Annotated in this window: 15 protein-coding genes; 4 read left to right on the top strand and 11 right to left on the bottom strand. The window is 71.7% G+C overall.

Annotated features, from left to right (window positions below; all coding sequences use genetic code 11):
- Positions 1-75 precede the first annotated feature (75 nt).
- From M3M27_RS01120 to M3M27_RS01110, 3 genes are read right to left on the bottom strand one after another with little or no spacing between them, the layout of a single operon-like run.
- A complete protein-coding gene (locus tag M3M27_RS01120) occupies positions 76-666 on the bottom strand; it encodes an O-methyltransferase (protein ID WP_140725067.1) in 591 nt (196 codons plus the stop codon).
- A 12-nt stretch (positions 667-678) separates the two neighbouring features.
- Positions 679-2,340, bottom strand: coding sequence for a ubiquinone biosynthesis regulatory protein kinase UbiB (ubiB, locus tag M3M27_RS01115; protein ID WP_434026891.1), 1,662 nt, complete (start codon positions 2,338-2,340; stop codon positions 679-681).
- A complete protein-coding gene (locus tag M3M27_RS01110) occupies positions 2,337-2,975 on the bottom strand; it encodes a ubiquinone biosynthesis accessory factor UbiJ (RefSeq protein ID WP_140725061.1) in 639 nt (212 codons plus the stop codon). Before M3M27_RS01110 ends, ubiB begins: the two co-directional genes overlap by 4 nt.
- A 163-nt stretch (positions 2,976-3,138) precedes the next feature.
- Between M3M27_RS01110 and ddlA the strand changes: the two genes are divergently transcribed.
- On the top strand, positions 3,139-4,248 hold the full coding sequence (gene ddlA / locus M3M27_RS01105) for a D-alanine--D-alanine ligase (RefSeq protein ID WP_434026890.1): 1,110 nt from the start codon (positions 3,139-3,141) through the stop codon (positions 4,246-4,248).
- Positions 4,249-4,393: 145 nt separating this feature from the next.
- Here ddlA and M3M27_RS01100 read toward each other — a convergent pair whose 3' ends face one another.
- Entirely contained in the window at positions 4,394-4,552 is a 159-nt protein-coding gene (locus M3M27_RS01100; RefSeq protein ID WP_140725339.1) for a DUF1328 domain-containing protein, read from the bottom strand.
- A 193-nt stretch (positions 4,553-4,745) separates the two neighbouring features.
- Positions 4,746-5,516 (bottom strand): AraC family transcriptional regulator, encoded by a 771-nt coding sequence (locus M3M27_RS01095; protein ID WP_140725048.1) that lies wholly within the window; start codon positions 5,514-5,516, stop codon positions 4,746-4,748.
- 128 nt (positions 5,517-5,644) lie between these two features.
- Between M3M27_RS01095 and M3M27_RS01090 the strand changes: the two genes are divergently transcribed.
- Complete coding sequence (locus M3M27_RS01090) at positions 5,645-7,357, top strand: 2-isopropylmalate synthase (protein WP_434026888.1); 1,713 nt, start codon at positions 5,645-5,647, stop codon at positions 7,355-7,357.
- Here the strand turns inward: M3M27_RS01090 and oleD are convergent.
- The gene (oleD, locus tag M3M27_RS01085; RefSeq protein ID WP_140725042.1) at positions 7,300-8,286 is read right to left on the bottom strand and encodes a 2-alkyl-3-oxoalkanoate reductase; all 987 of its coding nucleotides are present in this window, start codon (positions 8,284-8,286) and stop codon (positions 7,300-7,302) included. The two genes, M3M27_RS01090 and oleD, sit on opposite strands and share 58 nt — an antisense overlap.
- A 180-nt stretch (positions 8,287-8,466) precedes the next feature.
- On the opposite strand from oleD, the gene M3M27_RS01080 reads away from it, so the two are divergent.
- Positions 8,467-9,591, top strand: coding sequence for a serine hydrolase domain-containing protein (locus tag M3M27_RS01080; RefSeq protein ID WP_434026887.1), 1,125 nt, complete (start codon positions 8,467-8,469; stop codon positions 9,589-9,591).
- 317 nt (positions 9,592-9,908) lie between these two features.
- On the opposite strand, the gene M3M27_RS01075 is transcribed toward M3M27_RS01080, so the two are convergent.
- On the bottom strand, positions 9,909-11,453 hold the full coding sequence (locus tag M3M27_RS01075) for a winged helix-turn-helix domain-containing protein (RefSeq protein ID WP_434026886.1): 1,545 nt from the start codon (positions 11,451-11,453) through the stop codon (positions 9,909-9,911).
- A gap of 10 nt (positions 11,454-11,463) precedes the next feature.
- Positions 11,464-13,110 (bottom strand): olefin beta-lactone synthetase, encoded by a 1,647-nt coding sequence (gene oleC, locus M3M27_RS01070; RefSeq protein WP_434026885.1) that lies wholly within the window; start codon positions 13,108-13,110, stop codon positions 11,464-11,466.
- A gap of 132 nt (positions 13,111-13,242) precedes the next feature.
- Between oleC and M3M27_RS01065 the strand changes: the two genes are divergently transcribed.
- Positions 13,243-13,626 (top strand): YkgJ family cysteine cluster protein, encoded by a 384-nt coding sequence (locus M3M27_RS01065; protein WP_140725030.1) that lies wholly within the window; start codon positions 13,243-13,245, stop codon positions 13,624-13,626.
- A gap of 51 nt (positions 13,627-13,677) precedes the next feature.
- Here the strand turns inward: M3M27_RS01065 and M3M27_RS01060 are convergent, their stop codons facing one another.
- From M3M27_RS01060 to M3M27_RS01050, 3 genes are all read right to left on the bottom strand, one after another.
- Complete coding sequence (locus tag M3M27_RS01060) at positions 13,678-14,586, bottom strand: alpha/beta fold hydrolase (protein WP_140725026.1); 909 nt, start codon at positions 14,584-14,586, stop codon at positions 13,678-13,680.
- 93 nt (positions 14,587-14,679) lie between these two features.
- Entirely contained in the window at positions 14,680-15,696 is a 1,017-nt protein-coding gene (locus tag M3M27_RS01055; RefSeq protein ID WP_140725023.1) for a 3-oxoacyl-ACP synthase III, read from the bottom strand.
- A 101-nt stretch (positions 15,697-15,797) separates the two neighbouring features.
- Positions 15,798-16,121 carry a DUF4156 domain-containing protein gene (locus M3M27_RS01050; protein WP_140725020.1) on the bottom strand — a complete coding sequence of 108 codons (324 nt, stop codon included), beginning with the start codon at positions 16,119-16,121 and terminating at the stop codon, positions 15,798-15,800.
- Positions 16,122-16,170: the final 49 nt, after the last annotated feature.

Genomic DNA, 16,170 nt, shown 5'->3' with positions numbered 1-16,170 from the left:
CCGCGGCGGGCGGTCTCCGCCCTGTGCATGCCAGCTTGCTCGAGCGCTTTTAAGAACTCTTTAAGTCGGCGCGATTCAGCCCGCGCGCACCGCCAGCAGTTCGCCCTTGCCGACCGGCACCAGCGCGCAGGCGAATTCGCCGTCGCCGCGCAACGCACGTTCGAAACCGGCCATCTCCCCGGCGTGCGAAACCGCGTTGTCGACCACCAGCAGCCCGCCCGGGCGCAGCGCGCGCCGCAATGCCGGCCACCAGTCGAGGTAGCGGCTGCGGTCCGAGTCCAGGAACACCAGGTCGAAGCCGGACTCCGGCGCCTGGGCCAGCCACGCGCCGGCGTCGGCATGGACCAGCGCGATGTGCCGGTCCAGCCCGCTGCGCGCGAAGGTCCGCTGCGCCATCGCGATCTTGGCCCCGGACGATTCCAGCGTGGTGACGTGGCCGCCGGTCGCCGCGACGGCCTCGGCCAGCCACAGCGTGGAATAGCCGTTTGAGGTCCCGATCTCCAGCACGCGGCGCGCGCGCGTCGAACGCACCAGCACCGCGAGCAGTTCGCCGGTGTCCGGGGTGATGTTGAGCATGCGCGGGCCGCCCGTGGCCGCGGCCGCCGCGTCGTTGGCCTCGCCGAAGCGGGCCAGTTCGTCCTTCAGGGCCTGCAGTCCGCCCGCCACGTCACTTCCCCGCTAGCGCCGCAGCCACGCCGACAACAACGCGATGCCGCCCGCGATGCCGCTCGCCCAGCTCCATACCGGCACCGAACCCAGGTACCAGCCGTGCGGCGGATGCAGGCCGTACAGCACCGCGGCGACGACCAGCAGGCCGCTGCCGGCGATCGCGCCGACCGCGCGCCGCTGCAGCCGGCGCAAGCTGGCGTCCAGCGCCTTCAGGTCGGGCGAGCGCACGTCCACCTGGTGGCGCCCTTCGACCTGCTGGCTGAGCCAGGCGTGCACCAGGCGCGGCATGTCCGGCGCGTGGGTCATGATTTCCGGCAGGCGCTTGCCGAGTTCCTTCAGCACCCTGCGCGGGCTGTAGCGCTCGCGCAGGATGCGCTCGAGCACCGGGCGCGCCACCGCCCAGATGTCCAGTTGCGGATCGAGCTGGCGGCCGACGCCCTCGATGTTGAGCAGGGTCTTCTGCAGCAGGATCAGCTGCGGCTGCAGGATCAGCTGGTGCTGCTGCGCGACCCGGAACAGCTTGATCAGCACCTCGGCCAGCGAGATCTGCGACAGCGGGCGGGTGAAGTACGGCTCGCACACCGAGCGCGCCGCGGCCTCCAGCTCGTCGATGCGGACGTGCGCCGGCATCCAGCCGGCCTGGACGTGCAGCTCGGCGATGCGGCGGTAGTCCTTGTTGAAGATCGCCATGAAGTTCTCGGCGAGGAAGTACTGGTCCTCCTGCGAGAGCTGGCCCATGATGCCGAAGTCCAGCGCAATGAAGCGCGGGTTGGAGCGCCGCGCCGGGTCGCTGTCCACCCAGATGTTGCCGGCGTGCGCGTCGGCGTGGAAGAAGTTGTCGCGGAACACCTGCGTGTAGAACACGCGCACGCCCTTGGCCGCGAGCACCTTGCGGTCGATGCCGGCCTGGTCCAGGCGCGCGATGTCGTCGGACGGGATGCCGTGCACGCGTTCCAGCGTCAGCGCGCGCTCGGCGGTGTGCGACCAGATCACCTCCGGCACGTACAGGTCGTCGGAGTGCTCCCAGAACCGCCGCAGCACGCTGGCGTTGGCGCCCTCGCGCTGCAGGTCCAGCTCGGCGGCGAGCGTGGTCTCGATCTCGGCGACCACCTCGCGCGGACGGATCTTGTCGGCGCGCGGGTGGGTGCGCTCGACCAGCGCGGCCAGCGAGGTCAGCAGGGCGATATCGGCATCGATCTGCTTCTCGATGCCCGGGCGCAGCACCTTGACCACCACCTCGCGCCCGCCCGGCAGCGTCGCCGCGTGCACCTGCGCGATCGAGGCCGAGGCCAGCGGCTCGGTGTCGAACGCGGCGAACGCCTCGGCGACCGGCCGGCCCAGCGCCTGCTCGACGATGCGGCGCGCGGCCTCGCCGTCGAACGGCTGCACGCGGTCCTGCAGCAGGGTCAGCTCCTCGGCCACGTCCGGCGGCATCAGGTCGCGGCGGGTCGAGAGGATCTGGCCGAACTTCACGAAGATCGGCCCGAGCTCCTGCAGCGCCAGGCGCAACCGGGCGCCGCGCGGCAGCGCGGCGATCTCGGCGGAGGCGCGCGGCACGAACGGCTTGGCCAGGCGCAGCCAGCGCTCGACCGGCGTGCCGTCGAGCAGATCGTCCAGGCGATAGCGCAGGATCACCCGGCCGATGCGCCCGGCCCGGAAGAACGCCTTCATGCCCGCCCTCCGCCCAGGCGGGCGATGCGCGCGGCAAGCCGCTCCACGTCGTCGCGCAGTACGTCCACGTCGTCGTGGAAGGCTTCCTGCTCGGCGCGCGGCACCACGTCGCGCGACTCCTCGGTGACGAACTCGGCCGCGCTCTGCGCCAGGTCGGAAGCGCCGCGCCTGAACCTGCGCAGCGCATCGCGCACGCCGTTGGCGACCTGCACGCCGACGATCTCGCCGAACGCCGCCACGAACGGCAGTTGCCAGTCCGGGTCGAAGCGCGAGGCCAGCTGCTGCAAGCGCCGCGCCAGTTCCGCATCGCCGGAGACGCGCACGCGCCCGGCCGGCGGCCCGTTGCGACGCGCCTGGGCCAGGAACGGCAGCTGCCCGAGCAGGCCGGCCAGCGTGCCGCGCACGGCCAGGTCGGGCTCGCCGTCCCGGTCGACCGGGCCGACCTCCAGGCGCCGCTCGGCGACGCGGATCTGCAGAGCGAGCGCGGGCGCCTCCAGGGTCAGCGCGATGCGCTGGCCATCCAGCGATTGCAGCGCGTCGCGGGTGTCCGGGTCCAATGCCACGGCACGGTTGAGGGCGGCTTCCAGCGCGCGGCCGGCCAGCGGCTTGAGGGAATCGAGGGGGGAACCTGGCATGCGCGCATTCTAGCGGACCTCTCCCCTCCCCCACCGGAAGAGGAGGCTGGGGCGCGGGCGAGCCTCGCGCGGCCCGGCGCCGCGAGGCTTCGCCCGCGCCCTCGTCTTTCGATCCGTATCGGCGCATGCTATCGCCCCCTTTTTCCTCGACAGCGATCCGCAGATGCGCAAGATCCGGGTGGGCCTCGTCTTCGGCGGCCAGTCGACCGAGCACGAGGTGTCGCTGCAATCGGCGAAGAACATCGTCGATGCGCTGGACAAGGACCGCTTCGACGTCAGCCTGATCGGCATCGACAAGCAGGGCCAGTGGCACCTGGCCGAGCTCGACGGCTTCCTGCTCGATGCCGACGATCCGGCGCGGATCGCGTTCAACCGCACCGGCCGCTCGCTGGCGCTGGTGCCGGGCGCGGAACCCCAGCCGCTGCGGCCGCTGCAGCAGGCGCAGATGCCGGAACAGATCGACGTGGTGTTCCCGATCGTGCACGGCACGCTCGGCGAGGACGGTTCGCTGCAGGGCCTGTTGCGGATGGCGAACCTGCCGTTCGTCGGGTCCGGCGTGCTCGGCTCGGCGGTGGCGATGGACAAGGACGTCGCCAAGCGGCTGCTGCGCGACGCCGGCCTGGAGGTGGCGCCGTTCGCCTGCTTCGACCGCCACCGCGCATGCACCGCCGACTTCGACGCGCTGGCAGCGCAACTCGGCCTGCCGCTGTTCGTCAAGCCGGCCAACCAGGGCTCGTCGGTCGGCGTGAGCAAGGTGCGCGACCGCGCGCAGTTCGAGGCGGCGATGGCGCAGGCGCTCGAGTTCGACCACAAGGCCCTGGTGGAAGCGGCGATCGACGGGCGCGAGATCGAATGCGCGGTGCTCGGCAACGACCAGCCGCAGGCCAGCGTCTGCGGCGAAGTGGTGGTGCACGACGAGTTCTATTCCTACGCCACCAAGTACATCAGCGAGACCGGCGCGGACGTGGTGGTGCCCGCGGCGATCGACGCGGACACGCAGGCGCGCATCCAGGACGTGGCCTTGCGCGCGTATCGCGCGCTCGACTGCGCCGGCATGGCCCGGGTGGACGTGTTCCTGACCCCGCAGGGCCGCATCGTGGTCAACGAGGTCAACACCCTGCCCGGCTTCACCCGCATCAGCATGTATCCCAAGCTATGGCAGGCCAGCGGGCTCGGCTATCGCGAACTGGTCACGCGGTTGATCGAGCTGGCGCTGGAGCGCCATGCCGCCGACCGCGCGTTGACGCGCTCGGCGGTCTTGCCGCAGCGATAGAGAGTTTGCGCCGGGATACCGGCATCCAGCTCGGCGCCCTCGCCAGAGCTGAATGCCGATGCGCAGCCGGGCCTGCCTGGCCGGAACGCTTCCGGGAGCATGGGCGATCCAAGTCCTGTCCCGAAGATGCGAGCTCGTGCCGGCGTCAGACCTTGCCGCGGCGGAACAGCGAGATCACCGCCAGGACCAGGAAGATGACGAACAGGATCCAGGCGATGTTGGATGCCGCACCGGCGATGCCGCTGAAGCCGAGCACCGCGGCGATGATGGCGATCACGAAGAAGATGATGGCGTAATGCAGCATGGCGGGTCCCATGGTCGTCGTGCCGGATCGGCGCACGCGCATGATCGGGATCGCGCGGTGGTCGCGGGGTGAGGGCCGCGTCGCCGCCGGATGAGGAGCGCCGCCGCAACGGCACGATCCGACGCCATCGGCATGATCCGCGACGCACGTGCCCGGCCGGTGCATGAAACGATCCGATAGCAGCGCGCGCGGCTCAGTCGAAGAAGCGTGAAGGCGACGCGCCGAACTGGCGCCGGAACGCCGCGGCGAACGCGCTCTGGCTTTCGTAGCCCTGGCGCATCGCCACCGTTCCCACCGGATCGCCGGCGGCGAGCCGCTCCAGCGCGCCGAGCAGCCGCGCCTGCTGGCGCCAGCGCGCGAAGCTCAGGCCGGTATGGCGCCGGAAATGCCGCTGGAAGGTCTTCTCGCTCATCGACAACGCATGCGCCCATTCCGCGGTACCGCGAGCGTCGTCCGGCTCGGCCTGCAATCGCTCGCAGACCCGCGCGATGCGCGGATCCTCCGGCCACGGCAAGCGCAGCGGCAGGCTCGGGCCCTTGCCCAGTTCGTCGAGCAGCAGCGCGGCCAGCCGGCCGTCGCGCCCGGATACGTCGTACATGGGCGGCAGCAGCGTCGCCGCCTGGATCAGCTCGCGCAGCAGGGGCGCCACGGCGATCACGCAGGCGTGCTGCGGCAGGCCTGGCGCGGCATCGGCGTTCACGAACAGGCTGCGCATGTGCACCGCGCCGCGCATGCGAATCGCATGTTCGGTACCGGGCGGCAGCCAGACCGCGCGGTTGGACGGCACCAGCCAGCGCTCGCGCGGCGTGGAGACCACCATCAGGCCCTTCACCGCGTAGACCAGCTGGGCCCGCGGGTGCACGTGCGCAGGGACCTGGTGGCCGTCGGGGTAGTCGACCGCCACGCCGTTCAGCGGGCGGACGCGGGATTCGTAGAGGGCGCGGGGCAGCGACGCGTGGGGCATGGCAGGGCGGGCTTGTCCTTCCTGCGACAAAAGTAGACGGTTTCGCGCGCGCCGACCATCCGGGCGCGGGGCTACCGTGGGCCACGGCCCGCCGGTCGTGCCGTTCCATCCGTCGCCCCGCTCCCACGATGCTCTCCGATCCTGCCTCCAAGTACCGGCCTTTGGCGCCCATGGCCTTGCCGGACCGCCGCTGGCCCTCGCAAACCCTCCGGCAGGCGCCGGCCTGGCTTTCCACCGACCTGCGCGACGGCAACCAGGCGCTGTTCGAGCCCATGAACGGCGAGCGCAAGCTGCGCCTGTTCGACGAGCTGGTGCGGATCGGCTTCAAGGAGATCGAGGTCGGCTTCCCGGCCGCCTCGGCCACCGACTTCGGGATCGTGCGGCGGCTGATCGAACAGGACCGCATTCCCGCCGACGTCACCCCGATGGTGATGACGCAGCTGCGCGAGGACCTGATCGAGCGCACCGTCGCCAGCCTTGCCGGCGCGCGCCGCGCCATCGTCCACCTGTACAACGCGATCGCGCCGGTCTGGCGCGAGGTGGTGTTCGGCATGACCGTGGACGAGATCGAACGCCTGGTCGTGCGGCACGTCGGCCTGCTGCGGCGGCTCGCCGACCGCCATCCGGAGACGCAGTGGGTGCTGCAGTACTCGCCGGAGACCTTCTGCATGGCCGAGCCGGAAGTATCGCTGCGCATGTGCGACGCGGCGATCCGCGCCTGGGACGCCGGGCCCGCGCGGCCGATGATCGTCAACCTGCCCACCACGGTCGAGGTCGCCACGCCGAACGTGTTCGCCGACCAGGTCGAGTGGATGCACCGGCGCCTGGAGCGGCGCGAGCACGTGGTGCTGTCGGTGCATCCGCACAACGACCGCGGCACCGGCGTGGCGTGCGCCGAGCTGGCGCTGCTGGCCGGCGCGCAGCGCGTGGAAGGCTGCCTGTTCGGCAATGGCGAGCGCAGCGGCAACCTCGACCTGGTGACGCTGGCGCTCAACCTGTACACGCAGGGCGTGGCGCCCGGGCTGGATTTCTCCGACATCGCCGCGGTCGCGCGCGTGGTGGAGGACTGCACCGCCCTGCCGATCCATCCGCGCCATCCCTACGTCGGCGACCTGGTGTTCACCGCCTTCTCCGGCTCGCACCAGGACGCCATCGCCAAGGGCCTGGCGGTCCAGCGCGAGGAAGGCTACTGGCAGGTGCCCTACCTGCCGATCGACCCCGCCGACCTCGGCCGTACCTACGAGGGCCTGATCCGCGTCAACAGCCAGTCCGGCAAGGGCGGCATCGCGTTCCTGCTGCAGCGCGACCATGGCGTGCGGATGCCGCGGCGGATGCAGGTCGAGTTCAGCGCGATCGTGCAGAAGCAGGCCGACGCCAGCGAGGCCGAACTGGACAGCGCGACGCTGTGGCGATTGTTCGAGGCGAGTTATCTCGCGCCCGCGGGCCGCTGGCGCCATCGCGGCCATCGATGGGAGCCGCGCGACGGCGGCATGTGCCTGGCACTGGAACTCTCCGGCGCGGCCGGCGCCGGGCAGCGCCTGCACGGCGCCGGAGACGATGCGCTCGCGGCCGCGCTCGACGCGCTCGGGCTGCCGCTGCGCATCGACCATCACCAGCAGGAGCGGTTCGGCCGGGACGGTTCGGAGGTGCTGGCCATCGTCGAAGCGGCGTGGCCGGGCGTGCCCGGGACCCGCTTCGGCGCCGGCCGCCACCACGATGCCGCCACCGCCTCGCTGCTGGCGCTGCTGGCCGCGCTCAACCGGCTGGACGCGGCGGCCCCGGCTCAGGAGGCCGCGGCCAGCCGCTCCAGCCCCTCGGCGATGCTCACCCTCGGCACGTAGCCGAAATCGCGCCGCGCCGGTTCCATCGAATACCAGTGCGGCGTGCACAGCTGCTCGGCCAAGAACCGCGTCATCGGCGGCTCGCCGCGCAGGCGCAGCAGCGGCCACAGCTTCTCGCACGCGCTGCCGATGCGATACGCGGTCTTGAAGGAGATCGTCCTGGTCACCGGCGGGGCGCCCACCGCGGCGAGCAGCCGGTTGAGCAGCTCGCGCATCGGCAGCGGCTCGCCGTTGGAGATGAAGTAGGCCTTGCCGGCGCAGGCCGCGCCCGGCGCCAGGTGCGCGAACGCGTCGAAGTGCGCCTGCGCGGCATTGTCGATGTAGGTCGTATCGACCCGGTTGCTGCCGTCGCCGACCAGGCGCAGCCGGCCCTGCCGCGCGCGCTCGGCCAGGCGCGGCACCAGCTGGTTGTCGCCCGGGCCCCAGATCAGCCGCGGGCGCAGCGCCACCGTCGCCAGCCGCGGCGAGTTGGCCGCCAGCACCGCGCGCTCGGCGATCGCCTTGGTCGCCGCGTACGGCGCCTGGAAATCCTCGCCGTAGGGCACCTCGTCTGCCCCCAATCCCTCCACCGGATGGGTGGCGCGATGGGTCACGCTGGGCGTGGAGGTGTAGACCAGCCGGCCGATGCCGTGCTCGCGGCAGGCCGCCAGCACGTTCTCGGTGCCGACCACGTTGGCCAGGTGGTAGCTCTCGTAGCTGCCCCAGGCGCCGGCCTTGGCGGCATTGTGGAACACCGCGTCCACCCCGGCCGCGGCATGCCGCACCGCCTCCGGGTCGGCGAGGTCGCCACGGATCTGGCCGACGCCGAGCCGCTGCAGCGCCGGGTAGTGCCCGCGGTTGAAGCTCAGCACCTCGTGGCCGCGTTCGACCAGGCCGCGGCACAGCGCCTGGCCGAGGAAACCGCCGCCGCCGGTGACCAGGATCTTCATCGCGCTATCGCATCCGCATTCCGGGAAAGGCGCACACGATAGCCGCCGCCGGCCCCGCTGGCGATCTTTCCCCGCCCAAGCCATTGATCCTGCGGGACTTCAGGATTCTTCATCCGGGCATCAGGCACTTCATGCGCGTTGCAGGCGTAGTCGCGGTCCCTCCATCGCAACGGACCCGCCATGCGCCGCCCGCTTCTCCCGACCGTCCTGATGCTCGCGCTCCTGCCCTGCGCCCGCGTGGCCTCGGCGGCCGTTCCCTTGCCTGCCCCGCCAGCGCTGGACGACGGCTGGAAGACCGCCGCCCCGGCCGCCGCCGGCTGGAACACCGACGTCCTCGCCGCCATGGAACGCGCCATCGCCGACGGCCAGGCGCCGGAGACCACCAGCGTGCTGATCGCGCGCGACGGGGCCCTGGTCTACGAACGCTACTTCGGCGACAGCGACCGACAGGCCCTGCAGGACACCCGCTCGGCCACCAAGAGCGTGACCGCGCTGCTGGTCGGCGCGGCGATCGCGCAGGGCGCGATTCCCGGCGTGCAGGCCAGGGTCTACGACGGCTTCCGCGATCGCCATTGGCAGAACCCCGACCCGCGCAAGGACGCGATCACGGTGGAGGACCTGCTGACGATGAGCTCGCAATGGGAGTGCGACGACGACAACGGCTTCTCCGCCGGCAACGAGGAACGCATGTACCTGAGCGCGGACTGGGTGCAGTTCGCGCTGGACCTGCCCGTCAAGGGCTATGCCCCGTGGATGAAGCGGCCGCAGCAGAGTCCCTACGGCCGCGCCTTCGCCTACTGCACCGCCGGCAGCTTCCTGCTCGGCGCGCTGGTGGAGAAGGCGACCGGCCAACGCCTGGAGGATTTCGCCGCGCAGGCGCTGGAGCGACCGCTTGGCATCGTGCGCTCGCAATGGGTGCACGCTTCGGAAGGCACCGGCATGGGCGGGGGCGGCACCCGCTATCGCAGCCGCGACCTGGCCAAGTTCGGCCAGTTGCTGCTCGACCATGGCCGCTGGCACGGCCGGCAGCTGCTGCCGGCCTCCTGGACGGACGCGATGATGACGGTGCGCGCCCAGGCTCGCGACGACGCCGACTACGGCTACCTGCTGTGGCGCTTCCGCTTCCCCGTGCGCGGCGTGGAGCGCGGGGTATGGGCGATGTCCGGCAACGGCGGCAACTACGTGTTCGTGCTGCCGGAGGAACGCCTGGTGGCCGTCATCACCCGCCGCGCCTACAACCAGCGGCAAATGCACCAGCAGTCGCAGAAGCTGTTCGCGGACTACGTGCTCCAGGCGATGCCCTAGGGCTCGTTCACGATCTCCAGGCAGGCAAAAAAAACGCTCTTCTCGAAGTTGCTCCCGCGGAGATCGCGAACAGGTCCTTGCAGTCACGTAGCCGGGCGTGAATGCCAAGCGGCGAACGGCAGGTGCAGGTTGCCCCCTCTGCCTGTCGAACGCCGCCCGCGCGAAGATGCGAAGCGATCGGTCAGGGCACGGGTCGCAACCCGCTTGCGGGAGAAGGAGACTCGAACGGCATCGGGAAAGCGCGCCGGGACCGGAGTCCCTTTGCAAAAAGCACCCGTTCGCGCCGGACCCAGCGCAGGCGCGGACATCGATACGCCTTAATGGATATCCCCCGGCAACAAGCCGGCGCGGCGCACCTGTTCGCGCTGGGCGGCAACGTCTGCCTCGATGCGTGCCAGCACCTGCGCGAAGTCCGCACGCCCGCGCAACCGCGCCAGCAACGGCGAGGCGCGCAGGTAACCGGCATCGCGATAGCCCGCCGCCCGCGCGCGATCGAGCGCCGCCACCGCCGCACCGGGATCGCCGGCGGCCGACAGCGAGACCGCGGCGTCGAGGCCATCCAGCGGATCGGCGCCGCGCGCGAGTCCCTCCAGCAGCGCCTGCGCCCGCTCGCGCAGCACCGCGGCCGGCGGTGGCGGCTGCGCGCCGATCGCCCAGGCCACCGTCTGCGGCAGGCTGCCCTGCGGGCGCAGCCGCAAGGCCTGCAGGCTGGCTGCGCGCGCGGCATCCGCATCGCCCCGCGCCAGCGCCAGTTCGGCCTGCAACAGGTACAGTCCCGCATGCTCGGTGCCCCGGCGCAGCGCTTCGTCCAGCGCCACCTGCGCCTCGCCGTGGCGGCCATGCACGAACAGGAACCGCGGCCAGGCCAGGTTGGAGAACACGCTGTCCGGATACAGGCGGAAACTCTGCCGGTAGCGCGCCTCGGCGGCATCGGCATAGCCGAGCAGGTCGAGGTTGCTGGCGACCTGGATCGGCAGGAAGCGCACCTTCGCCGGCTCGCGCACCTGCAGGTTGGCCGCCAGCGCCTGCGCCAGCCGCCCCTGGCGTTCGTACAGGTAGGCGGCCGAGCCGCGCACCGCATCGGCCGTCGGGTCCAGCCGCAGCGCCTGCTCGTAGGACGCCAGCGCCTGCGCGACCTCGCCGCGGCAATCGTGCGCGTAGCCGAGCGCGGCATGCGCGGCCGCCATCCGGGCATCGGTCGCGACGGCCTGCAGGGCCAGGCGCCGCGCTTGCGCCGCATCGTCGGCATTGCCTCCGTACTGGCAGGCGCGGGAGCCATAGGCGCGGCTCAGCCCCAGTTGCGCGCGCACGTCGTCCGGCGCTTCCTGGAGGCGTTGCCGGTACAGCGCGATCGCCCGCTCGTTGTTCTCGCGCTGGCCGATGCCGGCGTAGTAGTCGGCCCGCTGCAGCAACGGCGAAGCCGTGGCCTCTTGCCGCGCCCGGCCCTGCCAGATCGCCAACGCCGCCGCCAGCATGCCCACCGCCGCGATGCCCGCGATCCACCCGCGACGATGACGATGCGCGGGTGCCACCGGGGCGGCGGTGGCGAGCGCCTGCACCGGCGCGCACAGCTGGTAGCCCTGCCCGCGCACCGAGCGCAGGTAGCGCGGACGCTGCGAGGTGTCGCCGAGCGCCTGCCGCAGCAGGCGCACGCGCTGGGTGACGGTCTCCTCGTTGACCACCGCCGGCGCCCATACCTGCTCGATCAACTCGTCGAATCCCACCACGCGCTGGCCCTGGCGCAGCAGGTAATGCAGCAGGCGGAAGCTCAGCCCGCCCACGTCCAGCGCCACGCCGTCGCGTTCGACCCGCTGCCGGTCCGCGTCGATGATCACATCGTCCAGCCGGTAGCGTTCGCCCATCGTCCGTTCCTCAGCGCGGTTGCGCGGCGGCCCACGCCGCCAGTTTCTCGCGGCCGATCTTGGCGTTGTGGCGGATGTCGACCGGGAAGCCCGGGTGCGGCAGGAACCGCGCGATCGCCGCCGTGTGCGGGTGCGCATCGGCGGCCGCGCGCAGCGTGCGTTCCAGCGCGGCGCGGCCGGCCGCGCCGGGCGCGGGCTCGTAGCACAGCACCGGCTCCTGGCGGCCCGGCGCGCCGATGCCGACCAGCGCGGTGCGGGCGATGCCGGCCAGCGCATTGAATACCGGTTCGACCTGCTCGGTGTACATCGGCCCGCCTGCGGTCTCCACGCGCTGGGTCTTGCGGCCGCAGAACCACAGGCGACCTTCCGCATCGAAGTAGCCCACGTCGCCCATGCGGTGCACGACGCGCTCGCCGCCGCCGGCCAGCCGCTCGCGGATCTTGGCGATGGCGGTGGCCTGTTCGCGGTTGAAGTAGGCGTCGGTGGCGGTCGGCCCGGCCACCGTGATCTCGCCGATCTCGCCCGCGCCCAGCTCGCGCGCGCCGGACCAGTCGGCGATGGCGGCATCGTCGATGGCGATGATCCGCACCACGTTCGGCGCGACCACGCGGCCCACGCAGGTACCGGCGCCGGCCTCGGTGGCCGCGCGCGTGGCTTCCAGCTCGCGCCCCTCGATCACCGCCACCGGCAGGCATTCGGTGGCGCCGTAGGGGGTCCACAGCTGCGCATCGTCCGGTAGCAGCCGGCGCATCTTCGCGACCACGTCCGGCGGCACCGGCGCGCCGGCCGAGGTCACCCGCTTCACCGTCGGCAGCGGCCGGCCGTAGTCGGCCAGCACGCGCATCAAGGCCGGCGAGCCGAACAGCTGGGTCACGCCGAAACGCGCGATCGCGTCGTGCAGCCTGCGCGGGTCGGCGCGGGCCGGGCGCGTCGGGTCCATGTCCGGGATCACGCTGGTCAGGCCCAGCGCCGGATCGAACAGCGCGAACGGCGGGAAGGTCGGCAGGTCCACCCCGCCCGGCGCCATGCCGAACGCGTTACGCAGCAGCTCGACCTGCCCGACGAAATGGCGGTGCCGGTACACCACGCCCTTGGGCACGCCGGTCGAGCCGCTGGTGAACAGGATCGCCGCGACCTCGTCCGGCGCGGTCGGCGCCAGTTGCCCGCCGGCGTCGCGGCCGGCCCGCTCGACCTTGGCCAGGGTGGTGCCGCCCCAGGCCCAGCGCGCGCCGACGGTGACGATCCTGGTCGCCGAACGCGCCCAGCCGAGCAGCCGGCGCGCCAGCTGCGCCAACGGGATGCCGATGAAGGCCTCGGGCCGGGCCTCGTCCAGGCATTGCTTCAGCGCGCGCCTGTCGATGCCGGGATCGACCAGCACCGGCACCGCGCCGGCCTTGAACAGCGCGAACATCAGCAGGAAGAACTCCGGCGACGGCCGCACCATCACCACGCTGCGGGTGCCGCGGCCGATGCCGTGGCGCGCCAGGCCGGCGGCGATGGCGTCGCTGCGCGCGTCCAGCTCGGCATAGGTCAGCGCCACGTCGTAGCGCGCCATGCCGCCCGGGCCGGGACGGCCCGGGCAGCGGATGGCGATCTGGTCGGGCCGCTCGCGGGCCAGCCGCGGCAGCGTCGCGGCGATGTTGCAGGCTTCGGTCATCGCCGGATTATCGCCGATGGCGCCGGCGCGCCGGACGCGGCCGGACCTGAAGCGGGCCGGCTTGCGCGCCGCCACGGTTCGGGCAGAATGCCGCGCCCCTCCCCACCTGCGCCGCGCAAGGCCCGGCACCCCATGGCACATCCCTGCCTCTCCTGCGGCGCATGCTGCGCCTATTTCCGCGTCAGTTTCCACTGGAGCGAGGCCGACCCCGAACTGGGCGGCAGGGTGCCTTTCGAGCTCACCGAATCGCTGCGCACGCACGAGCGCGCGATGCGCGGCACCTCGCAATCGAACCCGCGCTGCATCGCGCTGGACGCGGACATCGGCCGCTACAGCCGCTGCACCATCCACGACCGCCGCCCTTCGGTCTGCGCGCTGGTGCCGGCCTCGCTGGAATTCGGCGAGCGCAGCGCGCAATGCGACAAGTCGCGCCTGGCGCACGGCTTGCCGCCGCTGGCCGAGGCGGACTGGATCGGCGTGGACCCGGCCGAGAAGAATCCGTTGCCGGAAATCTGATGCCTCCTCCGCCCCTCTCCCGCGGAAGAGGGGCTGGGAATGCGCAGGCCGCTACAGCGGATGCGCGTCGAGGAAGCGGCGGATCTCCGGCACCAGCACCTCGTGCTTGTCCTCCAGCACGTAATGGCCGGCGTCCTCGAACGCGCGCACCTGCGCGGCCGGCAGCGCCGCGCGGAAACCGTCGAGGAAGTGATGGTCGAACACGAAGTCCTTCAGGCCCCAGCCGATGAAGGCCGGGCGGTCGGCGAACGCCGGCAGCGCCTTGCCCGCCGCTTCCAGCAGCGGCCAGGCGCGGTCGGCCGGCGACAACGGGATGTCCTGCATGAAGCGCACCGTCGAGATGCGGTTGGCCCAGCTGTCGTACGGCGCCACGTAGGCGCGGCGCACCGGCGCCGGCATGCGCCGTTCCACGCCGATCCACGCGGCGCCCGCCGAGAACGCGTTGAAGCCGCGGATCAGCCACTCGCCGATCTTCCAGTGGCGACCCAGCGCGATCTGCCAGGGCATCTTCTTGGCCGCCGGCATCGGGAACGCGGCGGTGTTGAGGACCACCAGCCGCTTGACCTGCGCGGCGTGCGCCAGCGCCCAGCCGAAGCCGATCATGCCGCCCCAGTCGTGCACCGCCAGCGTGACCGGCGTGGCGTCGTCGATGCCGGCATGGCGCAGCAGCGCCTCCAGGTCATCCACGCGCGACTGCAGCGTGTAGTCGTAGCGCGGCGACGCGCCCGGCGCGTCGTCCGGCTTGTCGGAAAGCCCCATGCCGACGTGGTCCGGCACGATGCAGCGGTACCTGTCGCCCAATCCCGCCACCAGCGTGCGCCAGTAGTAGCTCCACGACGGATTGCCGTGGACCATCACCACCACCTCGCCGTCGCGCGGGCCCTCGTCGAGGTAGCTCATCGCGATGCCGGGGCGGACGTCGAAGCGCCGGGGGCGGGCCGGATAGCCGGGAAGATTCATCGGATCACTCGCTGGACATGGAAACGCCCGCGCCGGACGGCACGGGCGTCGCATTCGTCGCGGCAACGCCGGCGCCCATGCGGGCGCGGGCGTTCACCACACCACTTCGGCCATCGAGCAGTTCAGGCCCGAGCCGATGCCCAGCAGCGCGATGCGGTCGCCCTTCTTCAGGCGGCCCAGCTCCTTGAGCTTGCTCAGCACGATCGGCACCGAGGCCGGGCCGATGTTGCCGTGCTCGCCGAAGATGGTCATCACCTTGGCCGGGTCGATGCCGAAGTTCTTGATGAACGCGGCGGTGTGCGGGCGCGAGACCTGGTGGATCACGAACTGGTTGAGTTCGTCCACGGTCCAGCCCAGCGCCTGCTTGGCCGCCACGAAGGTCTTCTCGGCCAGCTTGATGCCTTCCAGCAGCAGCATGCGGGTGTCGGTGACCATGCGGTCCATGTTGCCGCGGCAGAGCTTGTTCCACTCGGTCGCCGAGCGGGTCACGCCGCCCTTGTAGCGCGGCGCCTCCGGCACCAGCTCCGAGCGCGCCATCACCATCGCCGCGGCGCCGCAGCCCAGGGTCAGCGCGGCCAGCTCGTCGCGGAAGTCCTGCTCGGTGGCTTCCATCTTCAGCAGCCGGTCGATGGTCTTCTCGTAGACCAGGTTGGCGGTCTCGCCGTCGACCACCAGCGCGTAGTCGATCTCGCCGCGCTCGAGCATGCGCGCGGCGATGTCCATGCCGTTGATGAAGGCCAGGCAGGCGTTGGCGACGTCGAAGGCCATGCAGTGGTCGCCCACGCCCAGGTTGCCGCAGACGATGGAGGCGGTGGACGGCTCCAGGTAGTCGCGGCTGACCGAGGTGTTGACCACCAGGCCGACCCTGTCGGCGCCGATGCCGGCGTCTTCCAGCGCCTTGCGCGCGGCCAGCGTGGCGGCGTCGGAGGCCTGCACGTCCTCGTCCCACAGGCGACGGGCGTGCACGCCGGCGATGTCGCCGAGCACGTCGGTCTTGATGCCCAGCCGTTGCAGGGTAGGCTTCAGTCGCTCGTTGATTTCCTGGGAAGTCAGCGTATGGGGCGCGTCGACGTGCGCCAGTCCCGCGATCGAGACGTTCTTGAAGAGCATCGAAGTAGCGCCATGGCTTCAGGCGAGGGGTTGCCATTCTAGCCGCTGGGCGGTTTCACCGCATCTTTACAAGTCCCGGCGCGTTTCCCGGGCCCTGCCGCTCACCTGCCGGGGCAGCGGAAGGCGGTGAAGCGCTGGCTGCCGTCGGCCGGCTCGCCCTGGGGCTGGACCGCGTTGGCGCCGGCCGAAGGGGCCTCGTTGCGCGCCAGGGTCTCCAGTTCGTCCTTCACCTTGAGCGGGTTGCGGTTGATGAAACCGACCCGGTTCTTCACCGACACCACCACCTCGCCCTGCTGCACGCACCCGGCCGGGACCGGGCCGGCGGGCAGCACGCGCACCGCCTTGCCGGCCTGCTCGATCGGCACCCAGGTGCATGCGGACAGCGCAACGGATGCGACCAGGACCAGGGGCAGGCAAGAACGCATGGCGGACTCCTCGAAGCGGGCGGACATTGTCGCCCAGCAGGATGAGTGG

The sequence above is a fragment of the Xanthomonas boreopolis genome (genome assembly GCF_046529185.1).
GTDB lineage: Bacteria > Pseudomonadota > Gammaproteobacteria > Xanthomonadales > Xanthomonadaceae > Pseudomonas_S > Pseudomonas_S boreopolis.
Note: the sequence above shows the minus strand (reverse complement) of the source record. Positions and strands in the feature narration are given on the sequence as shown.